The sequence below is a fragment of the Flavobacterium rhamnosiphilum genome (assembly GCF_004349195.1).
GTDB lineage: Bacteria > Bacteroidota > Bacteroidia > Flavobacteriales > Flavobacteriaceae > Flavobacterium > Flavobacterium rhamnosiphilum.
The window spans coordinates 466543-486852 of sequence record NZ_SMLG01000001.1; the positions used below are offsets into that span (position 1 = coordinate 466543).

At 34.4% G+C, this 20310-nt stretch carries 20 protein-coding genes, 1 tRNA gene and 1 pseudogene; 16 read left to right on the forward strand and 6 right to left on the reverse strand.

The annotated features are described in order from the left end of the window. Nucleotides 1–1245, reverse strand: a complete 1245-nt coding sequence (locus E0I26_RS01990; protein ID WP_131915141.1) for a tyrosine-type recombinase/integrase — start codon at nt 1243–1245, stop codon at nt 1–3. Nucleotides 1246–1456: 211 nt separating this feature from the next. Beyond that, a pseudogene (locus tag E0I26_RS16575) lies at nt 1457–1558 on the reverse strand (IS982 family transposase); the annotation flags it as partial. Between the two features lie 497 nt (nt 1559–2055). Here E0I26_RS16575 and E0I26_RS01995 point away from each other — a divergent pair. Further along, nucleotides 2056–2280, forward strand: a complete 225-nt coding sequence (locus E0I26_RS01995; protein WP_131914823.1) for a hypothetical protein — start codon at nt 2056–2058, stop codon at nt 2278–2280. Nucleotides 2281–2313: 33 nt separating this feature from the next. Here E0I26_RS01995 and E0I26_RS02000 read toward each other — a convergent pair whose 3' ends face one another. Continuing rightward, a complete protein-coding gene (locus E0I26_RS02000; protein ID WP_131914824.1) occupies nt 2314–2901 on the reverse strand; it encodes a riboflavin synthase in 588 nt (195 codons plus the stop codon). A 58-nt stretch (nt 2902–2959) separates the two neighbouring features. Between E0I26_RS02000 and pdxA the strand changes: the two genes are divergently transcribed. From pdxA to E0I26_RS02045, 9 genes are all read left to right on the forward strand, one after another. Next, complete coding sequence (pdxA, locus tag E0I26_RS02005) at nt 2960–4009, forward strand: 4-hydroxythreonine-4-phosphate dehydrogenase PdxA (RefSeq protein WP_131914825.1); 1050 nt, start codon at nt 2960–2962, stop codon at nt 4007–4009. An 86-nt stretch (nt 4010–4095) separates the two neighbouring features. Beyond that, a complete protein-coding gene (locus E0I26_RS02010; protein ID WP_131914826.1) occupies nt 4096–4638 on the forward strand; it encodes a YceD family protein in 543 nt (180 codons plus the stop codon). A 9-nt stretch (nt 4639–4647) separates the two neighbouring features. Then, nucleotides 4648–4842, forward strand: a complete 195-nt coding sequence (gene rpmF / locus E0I26_RS02015) for a 50S ribosomal protein L32 (RefSeq protein ID WP_007137315.1) — start codon at nt 4648–4650, stop codon at nt 4840–4842. A gap of 172 nt (nt 4843–5014) precedes the next feature. Continuing rightward, nucleotides 5015–6013 (forward strand): beta-ketoacyl-ACP synthase III, encoded by a 999-nt coding sequence (locus tag E0I26_RS02020; RefSeq protein WP_131914827.1) that lies wholly within the window; start codon nt 5015–5017, stop codon nt 6011–6013. A gap of 23 nt (nt 6014–6036) precedes the next feature. Further along, nucleotides 6037–6516, forward strand: a complete 480-nt coding sequence (gene accB / locus E0I26_RS02025; protein WP_131914828.1) for an acetyl-CoA carboxylase biotin carboxyl carrier protein — start codon at nt 6037–6039, stop codon at nt 6514–6516. Nucleotides 6517–6599: 83 nt separating this feature from the next. Continuing rightward, entirely contained in the window at nt 6600–7946 is a 1347-nt protein-coding gene (gene accC, locus E0I26_RS02030) for an acetyl-CoA carboxylase biotin carboxylase subunit (RefSeq protein ID WP_131914829.1), read from the forward strand. Between the two features lie 264 nt (nt 7947–8210). Next, a complete protein-coding gene (locus E0I26_RS02035) occupies nt 8211–8507 on the forward strand; it encodes a hypothetical protein (protein ID WP_131914830.1) in 297 nt (98 codons plus the stop codon). A 29-nt stretch (nt 8508–8536) separates the two neighbouring features. Next, nucleotides 8537–8827 (forward strand): hypothetical protein, encoded by a 291-nt coding sequence (locus tag E0I26_RS02040; protein ID WP_131914831.1) that lies wholly within the window; start codon nt 8537–8539, stop codon nt 8825–8827. A 119-nt stretch (nt 8828–8946) separates the two neighbouring features. After that, nucleotides 8947–10293 (forward strand): sigma-54-dependent transcriptional regulator, encoded by a 1347-nt coding sequence (locus tag E0I26_RS02045; protein ID WP_131914832.1) that lies wholly within the window; start codon nt 8947–8949, stop codon nt 10291–10293. Here the strand turns inward: E0I26_RS02045 and E0I26_RS02050 are convergent. Both E0I26_RS02050 and E0I26_RS02055 read right to left on the reverse strand, forming a co-directional pair. Further along, on the reverse strand, nt 10290–12719 hold the full coding sequence (locus E0I26_RS02050; RefSeq protein ID WP_131914833.1) for an ATP-binding response regulator: 2430 nt from the start codon (nt 12717–12719) through the stop codon (nt 10290–10292). The genes E0I26_RS02045 and E0I26_RS02050 overlap by 4 nt on opposite strands. A gap of 110 nt (nt 12720–12829) precedes the next feature. Continuing rightward, nucleotides 12830–14731 carry a S9 family peptidase gene (locus E0I26_RS02055; RefSeq protein ID WP_131914834.1) on the reverse strand — a complete coding sequence of 634 codons (1902 nt, stop codon included), beginning with the start codon at nt 14729–14731 and terminating at the stop codon, nt 12830–12832. A gap of 210 nt (nt 14732–14941) precedes the next feature. Here E0I26_RS02055 and E0I26_RS02060 point away from each other — a divergent pair, with 210 nt between their 5' ends. Together E0I26_RS02060 and mtgA are read left to right on the forward strand one after the other, a co-directional pair. Beyond that, complete coding sequence (locus tag E0I26_RS02060) at nt 14942–16054, forward strand: NAD(P)/FAD-dependent oxidoreductase (RefSeq protein ID WP_131914835.1); 1113 nt, start codon at nt 14942–14944, stop codon at nt 16052–16054. After that, nucleotides 16054–16794 carry a monofunctional biosynthetic peptidoglycan transglycosylase gene (mtgA, locus tag E0I26_RS02065; protein WP_131914836.1) on the forward strand — a complete coding sequence of 247 codons (741 nt, stop codon included), beginning with the start codon at nt 16054–16056 and terminating at the stop codon, nt 16792–16794. The genes E0I26_RS02060 and mtgA overlap by 1 nt, the downstream gene beginning before the upstream one ends. 95 nt (nt 16795–16889) lie before the next feature. On the opposite strand, the gene E0I26_RS02070 is transcribed toward mtgA, so the two are convergent. Then, nucleotides 16890–16963 (reverse strand) — tRNA-Ala (locus tag E0I26_RS02070). A 125-nt stretch (nt 16964–17088) separates the two neighbouring features. Here E0I26_RS02070 and E0I26_RS02075 point away from each other — a divergent pair. The 4 genes from E0I26_RS02075 (at nt 17089) to E0I26_RS02090 (ending at nt 20247) form a co-directional block, all read left to right on the forward strand. Continuing rightward, a complete protein-coding gene (locus tag E0I26_RS02075; protein ID WP_131914837.1) occupies nt 17089–17856 on the forward strand; it encodes an enoyl-CoA hydratase/isomerase family protein in 768 nt (255 codons plus the stop codon). A 187-nt stretch (nt 17857–18043) separates the two neighbouring features. Beyond that, on the forward strand, nt 18044–18508 hold the full coding sequence (locus E0I26_RS02080; RefSeq protein WP_099714184.1) for a 6-pyruvoyl trahydropterin synthase family protein: 465 nt from the start codon (nt 18044–18046) through the stop codon (nt 18506–18508). A 4-nt stretch (nt 18509–18512) separates the two neighbouring features. Next, entirely contained in the window at nt 18513–19265 is a 753-nt protein-coding gene (locus E0I26_RS02085; RefSeq protein WP_131914838.1) for a UDP-2,3-diacylglucosamine diphosphatase, read from the forward strand. A gap of 169 nt (nt 19266–19434) precedes the next feature. Further along, the gene (locus E0I26_RS02090; RefSeq protein WP_131914839.1) at nt 19435–20247 is read left to right on the forward strand and encodes an alpha/beta fold hydrolase; all 813 of its coding nucleotides are present in this window, start codon (nt 19435–19437) and stop codon (nt 20245–20247) included. Nucleotides 20248–20310 lie beyond the last annotated feature (63 nt).

Below are 20310 nucleotides of genomic sequence, written 5' to 3' on the forward strand. Positions count from 1 at the left end.
TTATTCTGTTTCAAAATTTATATTCCAAGTACTTTTCATTTCTTTATTTTTCTGAAAATTTGATATATCCACGTATCTTTTGAAAGATTTTTCATCTGTATGATGGGTCATCTCCCTGAGAATCCTCTCATTCATTCCGAAAATAAGAGAATTTGTAACAAAAGTTTTTCTTGCAACATGACTAGTAATTAATTCGTGTTTTTTATGAGTTTTGGTAATTCTCTTACTTCCAATATGTCTAGTTAATGTTATGTCAGAATCTAATTTGATAATCTTACAACAGTCCTGTATATTCTTATTTAGCTTTTGTGAGCTTATTTTGGGTAATGGTTCATAGATAGTTCCTTTATATTTTTCTAGGATTGCTTTTGAAAAAATATTTAATTCCACCCGATGATTAATCGTCTTAGTTTTTATTAGGGTTAATTGAATAAAGTCATCATAGATGTTTGCTTTATCCATATTATTAATGTCTGAGTGTCTTAGACCTGTAAAACACCCAAAACAAAAAAAATCTCTCGATTTATTTAATCTTTCATTTTCAAAATCATGTTTATACAATTTAAATAATTCTTCTTTTTCTAGAAAAATAACCTCTATTTCATTCTCTATTCGTTTTAGCTTTTTGAACTCAATATTATTATGGTATCCACGGTCAAAAGACCAATTCATAAAGGTTTTAATGATGCTGATTAATTTTCCATAATAGTTATTTAAAGTCTTTCGCTCTTCATAAGCATAGTCCATAAACTTTTCTTCAAATCGTTGATTTATTGTATCAAATCTTATAGGGTATCTAGTAAATTCAGTGAATTGACTTAAAAAGTTTTTAACAGTAGTATATTTCGTAATGGTTCCAAGAGCCTTAGTATGTTTAGACACATTAACAAATTCAGTAAAAGCCTCGAAAAAATCTATTGCAACAGACACTTCTTCTTTGTCAAATTTTTCTAAAAAAATATCTTCGGCAAAAGGGATATTGTTAAACTTGAAGAAATTTTTAATGTTTTCAAGTTTTTCTTTCGTCTGCTGAACATCTATATTTGATTGTTGGTAAATTTCGTAAAATGGATTTTTTTTATTGTTCCTAACAACTTCACTTTTTTCATCCCAATCCTCTAATAATGTTTTCACATTAGATAAGTTTTTTCGAATTTTAATTTTACCCGAAGTGATAACAATCCTAATAGGTATCAAACCATTTTTATTGATTTTGTCTTTTCTTAGTTCAAACAGATAATTCATATTAAAATTCATTAAAGTTGATTAAATAGGGGGAGTAAAAAGGGGAGTTTTTTGAAATTAAAGTTCATTAAAAATCATAAATCCCAGTACAACAAACCCTTTGATAACCAAATATAACAAATGAAAATCAATTAATCCCACTTAATAAATAAAGGTGGTTCAGGTGGGACCACTAGTGAAATCAAGCCTTTGCAGAAATGCAAAGGCTTTTTTTATGGGCTCTTTTTGGCGTTTCTAATTTGATATTTGCAGTTTGAAGCAAATCTAATTGAATGGGTTTTGATAAATGCCCTCTATCGACAAGAAGCGTATAATTAGATATTTTTATTTTCTGTCGGCACCTGACTGGTATTCTAATTCATAATTCTAGGAACTTATAACTTTCAAAATTCTATAATAATTTTACTATATTTGATGTAGGCTTTGGTGAAGAGGTTGAAATTCAGTATATTTACTAAGACCTGTGTCGATGTTTTTTACTGCAAAAACACATCTAACGAGTTTTTTTAAGTCTTTTTTATAGGAAGTTAATTCGAAATAGTCAACAATGATTTCTTGTGATATTAGGCTAATATAGGAGGTGTGTGAATCTTGTATTTGTTTCTAATTTTAAAAGGGAAATGCCTTTTGGAATATTTCTCGAAACCTTAAAAACTGATTCGGTTTGTCGGTGAAAACTTAAGTTAGTCGAGAATAGTTTTTGTTGTTGCTTATATGTTATGGGTTTACTTTTTATTTAGTAAAAGGTTAGTTTTGAGTCCGGTGGTTTGTGTCGTTTTTTTTTAAAGAATTGTTTTATTTTTTAAAATTATGAAATTTCAACCAAACAAATTTTATTTTTTGATCATTTTCCTTTTTGGGATTATGAATGTTTTTGCGGGGCCTCCAGTTCCAAATCCTTTTGGAAGGAAGAAGCCGCCGCCGCCGCCTGGACTGCCTATTGATGAAAATATTTTTGTATTATTGGTAATTGCATTGCTATTTGGAATTTATATCATTTACCGTCATTATATAAAAACAAAAACCACTATTTAAATAGTGGTTTTTGTTTTTATATAATTAAGAGGATTATTTGTTAGCGTATAATCGGGAAACGTATTTGCCAATTACATCAAATTCAAGATTTATTTTTGTGCCAACTTCAATGGTTTTGAAATTAGTGTGCTCATGTGTATAAGGGATTATGGCTACGCTAAATTCATTTTTTTTAGAATTTACCACGGTCAAACTTACGCCATTTACGGTAATGGAGCCTTTTTCTATGGTTAAATTGTTTAGTTTTTCATCATATTCAAAGGTATAAAACCAGCTTCCGTCGGTTTGTTCGGCAGTGATGCAGGTTCCGGTTTGGTCTACGTGTCCTTGTACGATGTGTCCGTCAAGTCTGTCTCCAAGTTTCATTGCTCTTTCTAAGTTAACGCTGTCTCCAACTTTCCAATCGGTTAAATTTGTTTTTTTTATCGTTTCGTCTATCGCGGTTACAGTATAAAAAGTATCATTGATTGCAACAACAGTAAGGCAAATTCCGTTATGAGCAACACTTTGGTCAATTTGTAGTTCACCGGTAATCGATGAATTCATCGTTATGTGGACATTGCTGTTCTCTTTTTTTATTTCTTGGATGGTGCCAAGGGTTTCTATGATTCCTGTAAACATTTCTTGTTTTATTTTACTAAATTTGCACTTCAAAATTAGCAATAAATAACGTTAGGTCATGATGAAAAAAGCAGAAAATATAATCGTCGGGATTTCTATAGGAGATTTAAACGGTATTGGAAGCGAAGTTGTTTTAAAAACATTCGAGGATTCTCGTATGTTGGAGTTGTGTACTCCTGTTATCTTTGCTAATGTTAAGTTGTTGTCTTTTGTAAAGAAAAGTTTTCAATCTGCTTCTTTGTTGCACGGAATTGATAAACTGGATCAAATTATACCGGGAAAGATTAATGTTTTAAATGTTTGGAGAGAAGGAGTTGATTTGAATCTTGGAGTAAATGATCCTAAGGCAGGTGAATATGCTATAAAATCATTTGTTGCGGCTACTAAAGCTTTGAAAGATGGTCTTGTAGATGTATTGGTTACTGCGCCTATAAATAAGTATAATGTTCAATCGGAGGATTTTAAATTTCCGGGACATACGGATTATTTAAATCAAGAACTTGAGGGAAATGCACTTATGCTGATGGTTCAGGATAATTTAAGAGTAGGGCTCTTGACGGATCATATTCCGTTAAGTGAAGTGGCTTCTCATCTTACGGAGGAATTGATTAAAAGAAAAATTGAAACGGTTAAGCAATCATTGATACAAGATTTTAGTATTAATAAGCCTAAAATAGCTGTTTTGGGGTTAAATCCCCATTGTGGTGATGGAGGTGTTATTGGTACCGAAGATGATTTGGTTATAAAGCCAACATTGAAAAAGATATTTGATAAAGGCACTTTGGTTTTTGGTCCTTTTGCTGCTGATGGTTTTTTTGGAAGTAATCAATATGAGAAGTATGATGCTATTATAGCGGCGTATCACGATCAGGGGTTGATTCCTTTCAAGACATTGTCTTTTGGTAATGGAGTGAATTATACCGCAGGTTTGAATAAAATAAGAACGTCGCCAGATCATGGTACGGCTTACGATATAGCAGGAAAAGGGGTGGCTGATTTTAATTCCTTCAAAGAGGCTGTCTATCTTGCAATTGATATTTATCATTCAAGAAATCAATATGCCGAAATCAGTGTAAAACCATTGAAAACAAAAGAAAAACAGTTGTAAACAAAAAAAAGTGAATAACATTATTAGATTTGCAATAATTTTATATCTTTGCACTCCCGAAGTTTAGGGGTCAAATTGTTGTTGAAATGAAGAAGACAAAAGAATTTTTAATACCTTTTATAGGATTAAAGCTAGGAAAACATCATTTTGAGTATCAAATAAATAATTCGTTCTTTGAAATCTTTGATTATAATGAATATCAAGATTCAAATATCAAAGTAAATGTAGTTTTAGAGAAAAAAAGTACGCTGTTAGAGTTAAGTTTTAAGCATAAAGGGATAGTAAATGTACCTTGTGATTTGACAAGCGAAGATTTTGACTTGCCAGTAAAAGGCAAAATGAAATTAATTGTTCGTTTTGGCGAGAATTTTAATAATGACAATGAAGAATTGTTGATTTTACCTCATGGAGAGTTTGAAATTGATATTGCACAATATATCTATGAAATGATAGTGTTGTCAGTGCCTCTAAGACGAGTTCATCCAGGTGTGAAAGATGGAAGTTTAAAAACGGAAGTTTTGACTAAGCTTAATGAACTGATAGTAAAAGAAGAAAAAAAAGAGAATAAACAAGAAGAAAATATTGACCCGCGTTGGGACAAATTAAAGCAACTATTAACGGATAAATAATATAGTAAAATGGCGCATCCTAAGAGAAAAATCTCCAAAACAAGAAGAGATAAAAGAAGAACACATTACAAAGCTACTGTAGCACAGATTGCTACTTGTCCTATTACAGGAGAAGCGCATTTATACCATAGAGCTTACTGGCATGAAGGTAAAATGTATTACAGAGGGCAAGTTGTTATAGATAAATCTGTAGCTGTTGCTTAATACATTTTTGTAAATGATATTCGAACTCTCACATCGTGGGAGTTTTTTTGTTGTTTATAATTTTCATTAAATAAGAAGTTCCAAATCAATGAGAATGGAATTTTTTTTGTAATTTTCAAGTCTTTTAAAAATTTTTCAAATGGCAACATTTGACAAAAAATAATCGCATACAATGAATACAATTACAGCCGCAATAACCGCTGTTGGAGCCTATGTTCCAGACTTTGTTTTAACTAACAAAGCTCTTGAGGCCATGGTCGACACCAATGACGAGTGGATAACCTCTCGTACAGGAATAAAAGAAAGAAGAATCCTCAAAGAAGAGGGTAAAGGAACTTCTTTTTTAGCCATAAAAGCTGCACAAGATTTATTAGCTAAAGCCAATATCGACCCTCTAGAAATAGACTTGTTGATAATGGCAACTGCAACGCCGGATATGCCAGTTGCTTCAACAGGTGTATATGTAGCAACCGAAATAGGAGCCTTAAATGCTTTTGCATATGATTTGCAAGCAGCATGTTCCAGTTTCTTATTTGGGATGTCAACGGCAGCAGCTTACATAGAATCTGGAAGATATAAGAAAGTACTGTTAATTGGTGCTGATAAAATGTCTTCTATCGTAGATTATACGGATAGATCAACTTGTATCATTTTTGGAGATGGAGCTGGAGCAGTATTGTTTGAACCTAATTATGAAGGATTAGGATTGCAAGACGAATACTTGCGCAGTGACGGAATCGGTCGTGATTTTTTGAAAATTGACGCTGGTGGTTCCCTTCTTCCTGCCTCTTACGAAACAGTAAGAGACAATAAACACAATATTATTCAAGACGGAAAAACGGTATTTAAATATGCTGTAACCAACATGGCTGATTCAAGTGAATTAATTCTGAAAAGAAATAATTTGACAAATGAAGATGTAGATTGGTTAGTTCCGCATCAAGCCAACAAACGTATTATAGATGCAACAGCAAATAGAATGAATTTAGAAGATTCTAAAGTGCTGATGAATATTGAAAAATACGGAAACACAACTTCTGCGACTTTACCATTAGTCCTTAATGATTTTGAACATTTATTCAAAAAAGGAGATACAATAATTTTGGCTGCTTTTGGAGGTGGATTCACTTGGGGATCTATTTACCTAAAATGGGCATACGATAAAAAATAAATTTAAACTAAAAACAAATAATTATGGATTTAAAAGAAATTCAAAATCTAATCAAGTTTGTAGCAAATTCAGGAGTTGCAGAAGTTAAATTAGAGATGGATGATGTGAAAATTACCATCAGAACAACTTTAGAAGGAAATGTAACTGAAACCACGTATGTTCAACAAATGCCAGCTCAAGCTACACTTCAACAAGCAGTAGCTCCGCAACAAATTGCTCCGGTTGCAGCGGCTCCAGAAGTTCCAGTAGTAGAAAATGCGCACTATATCACCATAAAATCTCCAATCATCGGAACTTTTTATAGAAAACCATCTCCAGACAAACCAATGTTTGTTGAAGTAGGTAAAACAATTTCTAAAGGTGATGTACTTTGTGTAATTGAAGCCATGAAATTATTTAATGAAATTGAATCTGAAGTTTCTGGTAAAATTGTAAAAATATTAGTTGACGATATGTCGCCAGTAGAGTTTGACCAACCATTATTCTTAGTAGATCCATCATAATATTTTCGAAATTCCAATAGTCATATTATAAATTCCAATTTGGATTTGACTATTGGAATTTTGAATTTAAAATATAAAATAAGATGTTTAAAAAAATATTGATTGCCAATAGAGGGGAAATTGCGTTACGCGTAATTAGAACATGCAAGGAAATGGGTATAAAAACAGTAGCTGTTTATTCTACTGCAGATGCCGAAAGTCTACATGTAAAGTTTGCTGACGAAGCGGTTTGTATTGGGCCACCTCCAAGCAACTTGTCCTATTTAAAAATGTCAAATATTATTGCCGCTGCCGAAATTACAAATGCAGATGCAATACATCCGGGATACGGATTCCTTTCTGAAAATTCTAAATTTTCTAAAATCTGTCAAGAACATGGTATCAAATTCATTGGAGCTTCTCCAGAGATGATTGATAGAATGGGGGATAAAGCTTCCGCAAAATCGACTATGATTGAAGCGGGTGTTCCTTGTGTTCCAGGTTCAGTAGGAATTTTAGAATCGTATGAGCAAGCCTTACAATTATCAAGAGATTTCGGTTATCCAGTAATGCTTAAAGCAACTGCTGGTGGTGGTGGAAAAGGAATGAGAGCTGTTTGGAAAGAAGATGAATTGTTGAAAGCTTGGGAAGATGCACGTCAGGAATCTGCGGCAGCCTTTGGAAATGACGGAATGTATCTGGAGAAATTAATCGAAGAGCCACGTCATATCGAGATTCAAATTGTAGGTGATTCTTATGGAAAAGCCTGTCATCTATCTGAAAGAGATTGTTCAGTTCAAAGACGTCATCAAAAATTAACGGAAGAAACTCCATCTCCATTTATGACAGATGAGTTACGTGCAAAAATGGGTGAAGCAGCTGTAAAAGCGGCCGAATACATCAAATATGAAGGTGCTGGAACGGTAGAATTTTTGGTTGATAAACACCGTAATTTCTACTTTATGGAAATGAATACCCGTATTCAAGTAGAACATCCAATTACGGAGCAAGTTATTGATTATGACTTAATCCGTGAGCAAATTATGGTTGCCGCTGGAATACCTATTTCGGGTAAAAACTACTTGCCACAATTACATGCGATCGAATGCAGAATTAATGCAGAAGATCCTTATAATGATTTCCGTCCTTCTCCAGGGAAAATTACAACATTACATATGCCGGGTGGACATGGAGTTCGTTTAGATACTCATGTGTATTCAGGGTATACTATTCCACCAAATTACGATTCAATGATTGCAAAACTTATTACTACAGCCCAATCTCGTGAGGAAGCGATTAGTAAAATGAGAAGAGCTTTGGATGAATTTGTAATCGAAGGAATAAAAACTACCATTCCGTTTCATAGACAATTAATGGACGACCCTCGTTATATTGCAGGAGAGTACACTACCGCATTTATGGATACCTTCAAAATGAACGATCCGGAATAAAAAATACTTTATTTAAGTAAAAAACCTTGCAGCGATGCAAGGTTTTTTTGTTTATTATATTTTGATGCTACGCGAAACTGTATAATAATTATACACTTCGCCCCAGTGTGTATACATCTTTCTTGTGTTTTGAATTCAGTAAATATTTTTAAAACGTTGTTTTTTAATATATTAACGATGTGACGCCTTGCTTTAAATGATTGGTATAATTATTTCTTTGTCTTAAGTAACAATAACAAATAAATAATTTAAAATTTAAATACTATGAAAAAGTTAATCTTATCCGCAGCAATCGTTTTAGGAAGTTTGTCAACCTATGCTACTACAGCTCCAATCGTGAGTAGTGCCATTAAAACAGTATCAATTCAAGAGGAATACACTGAAGTAAAATTAGAAGAAGTTCCTGAAGCAATAAAAGCGGCATTAAAAACGGCTTATCCAAGTGCTGTTCTTGACAAAGCATATGTAAATGCTACCAAAGAATACAAACTAGATGTAACTATTGGGGATAAAAAAGGAAATCTTTTTGCAGATGCAACTGGAAAATGGATTCAAAAATAAAATTATAATAATTAATTAAAATAAACAGTATGAAAAAGTTAATGGTATCAGCAGCAATCGTTTTAGGGAGTTTATCAGCATTTGCGACTACAGTTCCAAATCAAAATTTTCAAGTTCAATCCTCATTATTTCAAGAAGGATATACTGAAGTAGAAACAGTTCCAGATGCTGTGAAAAAAGCGCTGGAAACAGCACATCCGGGTGCAATTCTTGGAAAAGCGTTTATAAATGCAAAGAAAGAATACAAATTAGAGATTACAGTTGGAGACAAGAAAGCTACTGTTTATGCAGATGCCAATGGGAACTGGATAAAAAAATAATTTAGGTGAGTTTTTGTTTTTAAAAAGAGAGATTGTTTGTAACAGTCTCTCTTTTTTTTGCATAAAATTATGAGAATACAAATTTAATAACTTTATTTTAGCCTTAAAGTTAAAATGTAATGGCTAAGATTTTATTGATTGAAGATGATGTTGCCTTTTGTAAATTATTAGAAAAATTTCTAATAAAGAAATCGTACGATGTAATGGCAGCATTTTCAGCTGCAGAAGCAAAATCCAAAATTAAGAGCAACGAATTCGATTTGGTCATCACGGATTTAAGACTTCCCGATTCTGATGGGATTGCACTTATGTCAGAAATAAAATTAACTCACCCAAATGTTCCTATAATTCTAATGACGGGATATTCTGATGTGAGTACAGCTGTAAAAGCTATAAAAAATGGTGCTACGGATTATATTTCCAAACCATTTAATCCAGAGGAAGTTTTATTGGTTATTACCAATGCTTTGCAAATTTCAAATGACAAGGAGACAAATCAAATAGTGACCGCCCCAAAAATTGGAAAACAAAGTGTAAAAAAACCTACCGGCGAATTCGTTAAAGGGATTTCTAAAGCGTCCCAAAAGCTTGCCGAATACATCCAATTGGTCAGCCCGACAAATATGTCGGTTTTAATTATCGGCGAAAGTGGAACCGGAAAAGAAGTCATTGCCAAAAGTATTCACGAAAACAGTTCCAGAAAAAACACTAATTTCATTGCTGTTGACTGTGGTTCCATTCCAAAAGAATTAGCAGCGAGTGAATTTTTTGGTCATATTAAAGGATCTTTTACGGGAGCAATCCAGGATAAAATAGGTTTTTTTGAAGCGGCAAATGGAGGAACTATTTTTCTGGATGAAATAGGGAATCTGTCTTATGAAAATCAAATCCAGCTTTTGAGAGCTTTGCAGGAAAGAAAAATAAAACCCGTAGGCAGTAATAAAGAAATAGACGTCGATATCAGAATCATTACCGCCACAAATGAAGATTTGCGTGAAGCGGTTAAAAATGGAGATTTCCGGGAAGATTTATACCACCGAATCAACGAATTCTCTATTCATTCCCCGTCATTAGTCGAGAGGAATGAAGATTTAATGATCTTCTCAGATTTTTTTCTTGAAAAGTCAAATCAGGAATTAAATAAAAATGTCATCGGATTTTCTTCGGAAGTCATGACTATTTTTCAAAACTACAGATGGCCCGGAAATCTTCGGGAACTTCAAAATTGTATCAAAAGAGCAACGCTTTTATCGCAAGGTGATTTTATTGAAAAAACGGCGCTTCCTATGGAGTTTTTTCAAAATGAAGACAAAAAAACAACCGATTTTTCTTTGTTTGAAAATGAGAAAGAAACCATTCTTGAAGCTTTAAATCAAACCAATAACAACAAATCAGAAGCTGCAAAATTGCTGAAAATTACCAGAAAAACGTTGTATAATAAATTAAACCGCTACGATATTAATTAGTCTGATTCCTTTTCTAAAAGAGTAAAAAGACAATCGATTTTATCTTTTAAATTTTCAGAATGGATTTTAATTGCTGCGATTGTAAAATCGTCTAACTCTAATTGGTCTAATATACCACTGATTTCGTTGGATTGAATTTGCTTGAACATCGGTCCCATTTTATGGGTAATATTTTTAATCTCAATAAAATTTTCTTCTAAAATCGCCCGTTCTAAATTGCCTAAATTTTCTTTGGTACTTGCCATAAACGATTCTAAAACTTCAGTTAAAGCCTCTTTTTCATTGGGTAAAAATGATTTTAATGCTTTTAGAGAATAGAGCTTGTCAGTTTTTCTAGAATCGATTCTATTTTTCAATCCAATAGGAATTTCGTCATTATTCAAGATTGCTTTTATAATTTTAAGTAGTGTTTTGGGCGAATATGGTTTTCTGACAACGCTTATAAATCCGGCTTTTTTATAACTTTCTAAATCCAAATCACTTTTTCCTGTCACCGCTATTACCGGTTGTTTTTGATAATTAGAGTCCGGTGTGTTTTGGAGTTCTTTTAAAAATGAAAAACCGTCCATAACGGGCATTTGAATATCCGTAATTATGAAATCAAAACTGTTGTTTTTGATCCAATGGAGCGCTTCGCTCGCATTGTTAAATGAAACTGTATTGAAGTGATGCTGTTTTAAAACTTCGGATGTCAATTTTAATAAACTCTCATCATCATCAATAATAATTGCAGTAAATTCTTCTTCGGATGGAGTGTTATTTAATTCTTTTTGAATCGCATCGTCAAATTGTAATGGAATTTGGATTTTAAAAATACTTCCTTTGCCCAGTTCACTTTTCAAACTTAATTCGCCACCTAAAATAGCCGTCATTTTTTTAGAGATGGTAAGTCCTAAACCAGTTCCGCCATATTTTTTCTCAATATTTTCATCGGCTTGTGTAAATTCCTCAAAAATTAATTGTTGATTTTTTTCTTCTATTCCAATGCCGGAATCCTCAATTAGGATAATTATTGTACTCGTTTCTGAATGGATTTTGGCTTCAATTTTTATGAATCCTTTCTCCGTAAATTTGAAAGCATTCCCAATGATGTTAGACAGTATTTGTCTTAGTCGAAATGGATCTCCAATGATTCTTTGTTTTAGATTAGGATCAACTTCAATAATCAGTTGAATTTGTTTTTTCGTATAAACGGATTGAATGCTATTTCCGACTTCGTTAATGATGTCGTATAATGAAAACGGAATTTTTTCTACGGTGATTTTTCCCGCTTCAATTTGAGTGAAATCTAATAAATCCTGTACTAATTGTGAAATGTAATCGGAGGAACCTTTGATGTTTTTAGTAAAATACAATTGTTTGGTATTTAAATCAGAATTCCCCAGAAGTTCTGTGTAACCAACAATAGTGCTTAAAGGCGTTTTTAAATCGTGGCTTACTGTCGAAATAAGTTGTTCTCTGCTCGTTAAGAGTTTTTTTGTTTTAGAATTTGCAATCTCCAGTTGTTTTTTATAGGATTGTGTTTTGGAGTAATCATTTAAAATGATAATCAAAAAAAACAAGGTCAGCAACAATCCAATTATTGCGGCGGTGGTAACAATCTGGTTTGTTTTTTTTAGTGAATTTTCTCGGTCTGAATAGCTTTTGGTTGTGTTTATAATAATTTCACGTTCTATAATATTGAGTACTTTTCTTAATTGATCGGATATCGAAAGTTCGTTTTGCAGCAATTTATTTTCTTCCTGATTTAACTGTAGTTTCTTTTTTGCGGTTTCTTTCTTTACGTCATTCAGCAAATTTTTAGAAGCCATTAAAATAGAATCCGAAGCTTTTTTGCTTAATGTATTGGTGCTGTCGTCGGGAATATTTTGATTCAAATAAGCCACATACTTTTTAAGCACATTTCGTTGGTATTGTCCCATTCCTGAAGGGTATTTTACAAAATCTTCCAATTGAAGTTTTCGCAAAGAAGACTCCATTTTTGTCAAATCGGCAATAGCGTTTTTTACAGCACTTTCATCTTCGGTTTTGTTTTTTATCGTTTTTAGTTGCTGGATGTTTTTAGTTTTTTTGGACAATAAATATTTAACACTATCCAATAAAGTGATTTGATAGGGAGTAGAAACCAGTAGTTTTAAAGAATCAATATCTGATTTTAAGGACGCAGTTTTGTTGATGTAATTTTTAAAATCGTTCTCTGATTCCGATTGAATAGCGATTCGGGCTAAACTTTCCGTTTTATGCATGTTGGATAGTAAGTTGCTCACTTTCAAAATAGTGCTGCTTTCCTCAGTAATTCTCTTCTCAGTTTTAGAAAAACTCTTGTTTTCAGTATATAAAAACCAGCCCACGCTTACAAAAAGTAACGCCAGCACCAGGTAACTTATGAAAATTTTTATCGGAATATAACTTTTTTTACTATCCATTTTTCAAAGATAAAAATTACAAAAGCGTTTAAAGTTAAGTTATTCAAAATGTTTTGATACAAACAAAAAACCCCACTGAAAAGTGAGGTTTTATTTCTTTAAGTTTTAATTTACAGGGTTTCTTTCAGCCATTTGAAAAATTCACCTTGCCAAATTTGAGCATTCTGCGGTTTTAATACCCAGTGGTTTTCTTCCGGAAAGTACAAGAATCTACTTTTTATTCCACGTAATTGCGCCGCTTGGAAAGCTTCTTGACCTTGTCCTGTTGGCACACGAAAATCTTTTCCGCCTTGAATAATTAAAATAGGTGTATTCCATTTTTCCACCATGGTCATTGGGTTGAATGTCGTATAGGCTTTTTGCGCAACAGCATTGTCTTTTTCCCAATAGGCACCACCAAAATCCCAGTTGGTAAAGAAAACTTCTTCGGTAGTCCCAAACATACTTTGTGTATTAAAAATACCGTCATGGGCAATAAACGTTTTGAATCGGTTGTTGTGAATTCCGGCTAAATAGAAAACAGAATACCCGCCGTAACTGGCGCCAACACATCCTAAACGTGTCGCATCAACATATTTTTCCTTCGCCACATCATCAATCGCTGAAAGGTAATCTTGGATTACTTGTCCGCCCCAGTCTTTGCTGATTTGCTCATTCCATGCTACACCATGACCTTGCATGCCACGACGGTTTGGTGCAACAACAATATATCCATTTGCAGCCATCAGCTGTAAATTCCATCGGTAAGAATAAAATTGTGTCAATGGAGATTGTGGTCCTCCTTGACAATATAAAAGGGTTGGGTATTTTTTTGAGGCATCAAAATTAGGCGGAAGAACCACCCAAACTAACATTTTTTTGCCATCAGTTGTCGTTACATATCTTCTTTCTGTTTTGCTTAGCGCCAAAGAATTATAGGTTGCTGTATTGACATTCGATACTTGTTTCCAAGTGTTTTTCTTTAAATTATAAGAAAAAATTTCCGCCGCATGATTCATGTCGGTTCTTGTAACAATGATATTATCACCGGAAAAACCAACTAAATCATTGACGTCAAATTCTCCAGTAGTGATTTGGCGAACGTTAATTGCTATTTTGGTCAGACCCGGAAAATTAACTTCAAATAACTGTTTAGTTCCGTCTATTGGTGCCACAAAATAGATTTTTTTCCCGTCAGTACTCCAGATAAAATGATCCACGGTTCCATCCCAATTGGCCGTTAAGTTCATCTTCATTCCTTTGAAACTAACAATCAGGTCATTTTTATCGGCTTCATAACCGTCTCGTTTCATTTGCAACCAAGTCAAATTTCCTGTTGGAGAAAATTGTGGAGCGGTATCATATCCTAGATTTTCTTCGGTTCTATTGATGGTTTTTCCAGTTTCCAGATTGTATTCGAAGATATTGGTGTTGGTAGAAACAGCATATTCGGTCCCTGCTTTTTTCTTGCTTACGTAAAGGATGCTTTTGCTGTCTGGTGACCAAATATAATCTTCATCACCACCAAAAGGTTTTTGCGGGCTATCGAAATTTTCTCCTTTCAGAATGTCAATTCCCACTGCGCCTTCTTTGTTTTCTTTGTAAAAAACATGGTTGTATTTGCCTTCGTTCCAGGTATCCCAATGACGATAATTCAATCCGTCGTAGATTTGAACGTCCGATTTTTCCAGTTCCGGATAAAAATCTTTTCCGTGAACTTTTTCAATTTTTACTTCTTCATTGTAAACGATATGTTTTCCGTCTGGAGAACTGTTTTTGTCTTTTAATAGGTCTTTGGTATCTTTTACTTCGGTTGGATTTCCACCATTTACGGGCAAAGTGTAGAATTTTGTGTCCGATTTATTTTCTTGAACAGAAGGAGTGGTCACTTTATAGACTATATTTTTTCCATCTTTGGAAATGCCTAAAGGAGTTACTCTTCCTAATTTCCAAAGCAGTTCTGGAGTCATTACATTTTGTGCCATAGCATTTAAACTCATCATTAATAAGGGTATAAGCAGTACTTTTTTCATTTTAATTATTGATTTTTTCGAATGATAAAAATAGCCAATTTATTTTGATGTTTGCCGTTTTCACGATTGCTTTTTAGCCCCGATAGCAGTGGAAATCCTTTTATTTTTTTCTTCAAAAAAATAAAAGATTGTAACGGATAGCGGGATTAGCTTCTGAAATAAATTCAAAATAAATCCAAAAAATTATTATTTTTATGAAAAAATTTGGACATGGATTTGAGCTATTGGGAATTAAAAAACTGGTTTACAGATGTCGATTATACCATCGTAGGAAGCGGTATTGTGGGCTTGCATGCTGCATTACGCTTGCGCGAAAGATTCCCGGAGAGCAAAATTTTAGTGTTGGAAAAAGGAATGTTACCGCAAGGCGCGAGTACTAAAAATGCCGGTTTTGCCTGTTTTGGAAGCCTTTCAGAAATCATAGATGATTTAAAATCCCACTCGGAAGAAGAAGTGATTCATCTTGTTCAAAAACGATGGAAAGGCTTGCAGTTGTTGCGAAAAAGACTCGGTGACGACACGATAGATTTCAAACCTTACGGCGGATATGAGTTGTTTTTAAAAGACGATGAAAGTTGTTACAGTGAGTGTGTTGGAAAATTGCCCTTCATCAATGAAATTTTAAGACCACTATTTAAAGCGGATGTTTTTGCCAAGGAAGTAGACCGTTTTGGATTCAGCGGCATACAGGAATATTTGGTTTTCAATCCGTTTGAAGCACAGATTGATACCGGAAATATGATGCAGGCGTTGTTGAAAGAAGCAGTTTCTAAAAATATTTTAATTCTAAACCAACAAACCGTTACTTCCTATTTCGACAAAGGAAATGGAGTGGAAGTAGCGCTTGGTGATTTCAGTTTTAGTACCCAAAAAATACTGTTTGCGACGAACGGTTTTGCCAATGCATTGACAAGTGGAGCCGTTAAGCCAGCCAGAGCTCAGGTTTTAATTACGGAGCCTATTAAAAACTTAGATATAAAAGGAACTTTTCACTTGGATAGAGGGTATTATTATTTCAGGAATATTGGCGAAAGGATATTACTGGGCGGAGGGAGAAACCTGGATTTTGAGACAGAGAACACAATAGAATTTGGACAAACAGAAATCGTCCAAAAAAAATTGGAACAATTATTAAAAGAAGTAATTTTGCCTCATCAGGATTTCCAAATTGCACACCGTTGGAGCGGGATTATGGGTATTGGCAACAGCAAGAATCCAATCGTTTCACAACTGTCCGATAATGTCTATTGTGGCGTACGATTGGGCGGAATGGGAGTGGCAATAGGAAGTTTAATTGGAACAGAATTAGCAGATTTAGCATAATGGCAACGAAAATAACACCAAGAAAATCAAGACAACCCGTTAAAAAAGAACCGACCTCTTTTATGAGCAAACTAACTCGTTTTTTATTCAAAGTATTTTTATGGTTCCTCGGACTCTCTTTGTTTTTTGTGGTACTTTTTAAATTTGTCCCGGTTCCGTTTACGCCTTTAATGGTCATTCGGGGGATTGAAAACAAAACAGCGGGAAAAGAAGTTTTTTTCAGTCACGACTGGGAACCAATTGAAAACATCTCGATGAATCTTCAAAAAGCGGTAATCGCCAGTGAAGATGGAACGTTTCTGAAACACAATGGTTTTGATTTTGTCGCAATGCAAAAAGCGTATAAAAGCAATGAAAGAGGCCGAAGAATAAAAGGAGGAAGCACCATATCGCAACAAACGGCCAAGAATGTATTTCTTTGGCAAGGCCGAAGTTATTTGAGAAAAGGACTCGAAGCGTATTTTACGGTTTTAATCGAAATCATTTGGGGTAAAGAACGCATCATGGAAGTCTATTTGAACAGTATCGAAATGGGGAATGGTGTGTATGGAGCGCAAGCGGCTGCGGAACATTGGTATCGAAAAGGAGCTTCCAGTCTCACGCCGATGCAGGCAGCAGGAATAGCCGCGATTTTGCCCAATCCAAGAAAATATTCGGCGACCAGTTCTTCCTCGTATATCAACAGACGAAAAGCTAAAATCGTTCGCGTGATGCGACAAGTGGGGAAAATTGAATATTAAAAAATAGTTTTCTATAGTCTTAAAACACAATCGAACAATTTCTAAAAATAAAAAACCGTAAACTCTTAATTAAAAGATTTTACGGTTTTATGTTGTGGAGAATATCGGATTCGAACCGATCACCTCTTGCCTGCCAGGCAAGCGCTCTAGCCAAATGAGCTAATCCCCCAAACTAGATCGCAAATATAACATATAAATTTCCCAAAAAGCAAATTTCAAAATACAAATCCATTCTATTTGAAAAAAAGTCAAATCCTCCTTTACTTTTTTTAACTTTACATCAAAATCCCCACTATGGTATCAGAAAACCCAACAGGTTCGCTCTTCACAACAATCGAAAATAGAATCGCAACCGTTGCATTTGGTCATCCTTCGAGCAATTCTTTTCCAAGAGAATTGTTGGATCGTTTAACGAATGAGTTCAACATTTTGAGTACGAATCCAGCCGTTTCGGTGATTGTTATTCAAAGCGAAGGCTCGGGAGCTTTTTGTGCAGGCGCTTCTTTTGATGAACTTTTGGCTGTTTCTGATGAAGCAGCAGGAACCCAATTTTTCTCCGGATTTGCGCATTTAATCAATGCGATGCGTTCGTGTTCCAAGCTTATTGTTGGTCGCGTTCACGGAAAAGCAGTTGGCGGCGGCGTAGGAATTGCTTCTGCCTGTGATTATACATTGGCGACAAAAAACGCTTCTATAAAACTATCGGAATTGGCCATCGGCATTGGTCCCTTTGTGATAGAACCCGTAGTTTCCAAGAAAATCGGTAAGACGGCAATGGCCGAAATGACGCTCGCAGCCCACGAATGGAAAACCGCTGATTGGGCTGCAGCCAAAGGATTGTACGCCAATACTTTTGAAACCATTGCAGAACTGGATGCCGCAATAGCTGATTTCAGCGCTAAATTATCTAGTTATAATCCCGAAGCTTTACTGGAAATGAAAAAGGTTTTGTGGGAAGGAACGCAACATTGGGAAACATTGTTGTTGGAACGCGCCGCGATTTCGGGTAAATTGGTGTTGTCTGATTTTACCAGAAAAGCGTTGTCCCAATTCAAAAAGTAATTTTTTCAGGAGCTATTTCCTGCTATCCGTTACAATCTTTTATACCCTGTCAGGGGTCGAAACCCTGACAGGGTAATAAAAGGATTTTCACTCCTATCAGGGCTAGGTCTCAGTGGAATCCAAATACCAAGATTTACATCTCATTTCTCATATCAATTTGCTAAATTTGCATCAAAATTAAACTCCGATGAGCAATATCAGAATTACAAAACAATTTAGTTTCGAAACCGGACACGCCTTATATGGCTATGACGGGAAATGTAAAAATGTCCACGGACATAGTTATAAATTGTCAGTAACGGTAATTGGAACTCCAATTACAGATCGTTCCAATGTGAAATTTGGAATGGTGATTGACTTCACGGATTTAAAGAAAATTGTAAAAGAAGAAATTGTAGATCAGTTTGACCATGCGACTGTTTTTAACGGAACAACGCCACATATCGAATTGGCAAACGAATTAATGAGCCGCGGACACCACGTTATTTTGGTAGATTACCAACCAACGAGTGAAAACATGGTCGTTGATTTTTCTCAAAGAATCATCAGCCGATTACCGGAAGGAATCACTCTTTTTTCCTTAAAACTGCAAGAAACCGAATCTTCTTTTGCAGAATGGTTTGCCAGTGATAATATGAAATCCATACTGTAACTTCATGCAATTACCCAATAACAAAAAAATATATTTCGCCTCCGATCAGCATTTTGGAGCACCAACACCCGAATTGAGTTTTCCGAGAGAACAAAAATTTGTGGCTTGGCTCGACGAAGTAAAAGGCGATGCCGAAGCTATTTTTCTATTGGGCGATTTATTTGATTTTTGGTTCGAATACAAAACCGTAGTCCCAAAAGGGTTTATCCGTGTTTTAGGCAAACTCGCCGAAATCCGAGACAGCGGAATCCCTATTTATTTCTTCGTGGGAAACCACGATTTATGGATGGAGGATTATTTTCAGAAAGAACTGAATATTCCTGTGTTTCATGACAATCAAGAATATACTTTTGGAGATAAAACATTCCTAATTGGCCACGGAGACGGAAAAGGTCCTGGCGATTTAGGATACAAACGCATGAAAAAAGTGTTTACAAATCCTTTTTTTAAATGGCTTTTTAGATGGCTTCATCCGGATATTGGCGTGAAACTGGCGCAATACCTTTCCGTAAAAAACAAATTGATTTCTGGTGATGAAGATGTGACCTTTCTTGGTGAAGACAACGAATGGCTGATTCTCTATTCCAAAAGAAAACTGGAAACCAAACACTACAATTACCTTATTTTTGGCCACCGTCATTTGCCTATGAAAGTAACCGTAGGCAAAGATGCCGAGTATGTCAATCTGGGCGACTGGATTACGTATTTTACCTATGGCGTTTTTGATGGCGAGAATTTCGAAATCAAAAAGTATTAATAAATTCTCAAGAATTTATTCTTGACTTCCTGTTTTTTTTTATTGTGTAAAAAACCTAAAAATATGGCGACGATTTTCTTTTTGTATATATTTGATAAATATCAAAGCAATGTGTCAGAGCTTAAAATAAGTTTTGTTCCAGTTTTAAAAAAAACGAAACCTATACAATATGAGATTTAAAATATTACTTTTTACATTAGTTTTCTCTTTAAGTGGAATTGCCCAAATAAAATACGGCTCAAATAATGGAAAATATTTAACAATTAAAGGAACAAAAATTTATTATGAAGAGTACGGAGAAGGAATTCCTCTATTGTTAATACACGGAGGATTTGGAAGTATTATCGACTTTGAAAATGTTATTCCAATTCTTTCAAAAAAATATAAAGTTATTATTTCTGATGCACCTGGACTCGGTCGCTCAGAATATTCAGATACTCCGTTAAGTTATAAATTATTGGCAGAGTACAACTCCGAAATCATTGATAAATTAAAACTAGATAGTCTTTATGTCATTGGCTGGAGTGATGGTGCTATTACTGGTTTGATTCTCGCAAAAAACAGACCTGATAAAGTGAAAAAGTTAATAATTTCAGGAGCGAATTATAAAATGGAGGGATTTAAAAATATAGAAGAAGCTAAAAACTGGACAGATACAAATTGGATTGAAAAAAATTGGCCACATTGGATAAAATATTATGAAAAATTATCATCAAAAGATTGGAAAAGATATGTCACAGAGGCTAGACAAATGTGGTTTCAAGAACAATATTTTCCAAAAACTGATTTAGAAGCAATAAAAATACCAACTTTAGTGGTTTATGGTGACAATGATATGTATACTTTAGAACACGGTATTGAGATTCATAATGCTATAAAAAACAGTCAATTTTGTGTAATTCCAAATTGTTCGCACGAAGTGTTTGGAGACAAACCTGAAATAATTAGCCAAATATCAATTGACTTTTTAAAAGGAAAATAATAGCCATATAGCTAGGATTTGATTGTCGGTTCGATAGCACGGAAATTTTTTCCGTGCCCACAA

Excerpts from the sequence above, each read along its gene's own strand:
- E0I26_RS01990 (WP_131915141.1), bottom strand. The coding sequence starts at position 1,245 with ATGAATTATCTGTTTGAACTAAGAAAAGACAAAATCAATAAAAATGGT.
- E0I26_RS01995 (WP_131914823.1), top strand. The coding sequence starts at position 2,056 with ATGAAATTTCAACCAAACAAATTTTATTTTTTGATCATTTTCCTTTTT.
- E0I26_RS02000 (WP_131914824.1), bottom strand. The coding sequence starts at position 2,901 with ATGTTTACAGGAATCATAGAAACCCTTGGCACCATCCAAGAAATAAAA.
- pdxA (WP_131914825.1), top strand. The coding sequence starts at position 2,960 with ATGATGAAAAAAGCAGAAAATATAATCGTCGGGATTTCTATAGGAGAT.
- E0I26_RS02010 (WP_131914826.1), top strand. The coding sequence starts at position 4,096 with ATGAAGAAGACAAAAGAATTTTTAATACCTTTTATAGGATTAAAGCTA.
- rpmF (WP_007137315.1), top strand. The coding sequence starts at position 4,648 with ATGGCGCATCCTAAGAGAAAAATCTCCAAAACAAGAAGAGATAAAAGA.
- E0I26_RS02020 (WP_131914827.1), top strand. The coding sequence starts at position 5,015 with ATGAATACAATTACAGCCGCAATAACCGCTGTTGGAGCCTATGTTCCA.
- accB (WP_131914828.1), top strand. The coding sequence starts at position 6,037 with ATGGATTTAAAAGAAATTCAAAATCTAATCAAGTTTGTAGCAAATTCA.
- accC (WP_131914829.1), top strand. The coding sequence starts at position 6,600 with ATGTTTAAAAAAATATTGATTGCCAATAGAGGGGAAATTGCGTTACGC.
- E0I26_RS02035 (WP_131914830.1), top strand. The coding sequence starts at position 8,211 with ATGAAAAAGTTAATCTTATCCGCAGCAATCGTTTTAGGAAGTTTGTCA.
- E0I26_RS02040 (WP_131914831.1), top strand. The coding sequence starts at position 8,537 with ATGAAAAAGTTAATGGTATCAGCAGCAATCGTTTTAGGGAGTTTATCA.
- E0I26_RS02045 (WP_131914832.1), top strand. The coding sequence starts at position 8,947 with ATGGCTAAGATTTTATTGATTGAAGATGATGTTGCCTTTTGTAAATTA.
- E0I26_RS02050 (WP_131914833.1), bottom strand. The coding sequence starts at position 12,719 with ATGGATAGTAAAAAAAGTTATATTCCGATAAAAATTTTCATAAGTTAC.
- E0I26_RS02055 (WP_131914834.1), bottom strand. The coding sequence starts at position 14,731 with ATGAAAAAAGTACTGCTTATACCCTTATTAATGATGAGTTTAAATGCT.
- E0I26_RS02060 (WP_131914835.1), top strand. The coding sequence starts at position 14,942 with ATGGATTTGAGCTATTGGGAATTAAAAAACTGGTTTACAGATGTCGAT.
- mtgA (WP_131914836.1), top strand. The coding sequence starts at position 16,054 with ATGGCAACGAAAATAACACCAAGAAAATCAAGACAACCCGTTAAAAAA.
- E0I26_RS02075 (WP_131914837.1), top strand. The coding sequence starts at position 17,089 with ATGGTATCAGAAAACCCAACAGGTTCGCTCTTCACAACAATCGAAAAT.
- E0I26_RS02080 (WP_099714184.1), top strand. The coding sequence starts at position 18,044 with ATGAGCAATATCAGAATTACAAAACAATTTAGTTTCGAAACCGGACAC.
- E0I26_RS02085 (WP_131914838.1), top strand. The coding sequence starts at position 18,513 with ATGCAATTACCCAATAACAAAAAAATATATTTCGCCTCCGATCAGCAT.
- E0I26_RS02090 (WP_131914839.1), top strand. The coding sequence starts at position 19,435 with ATGAGATTTAAAATATTACTTTTTACATTAGTTTTCTCTTTAAGTGGA.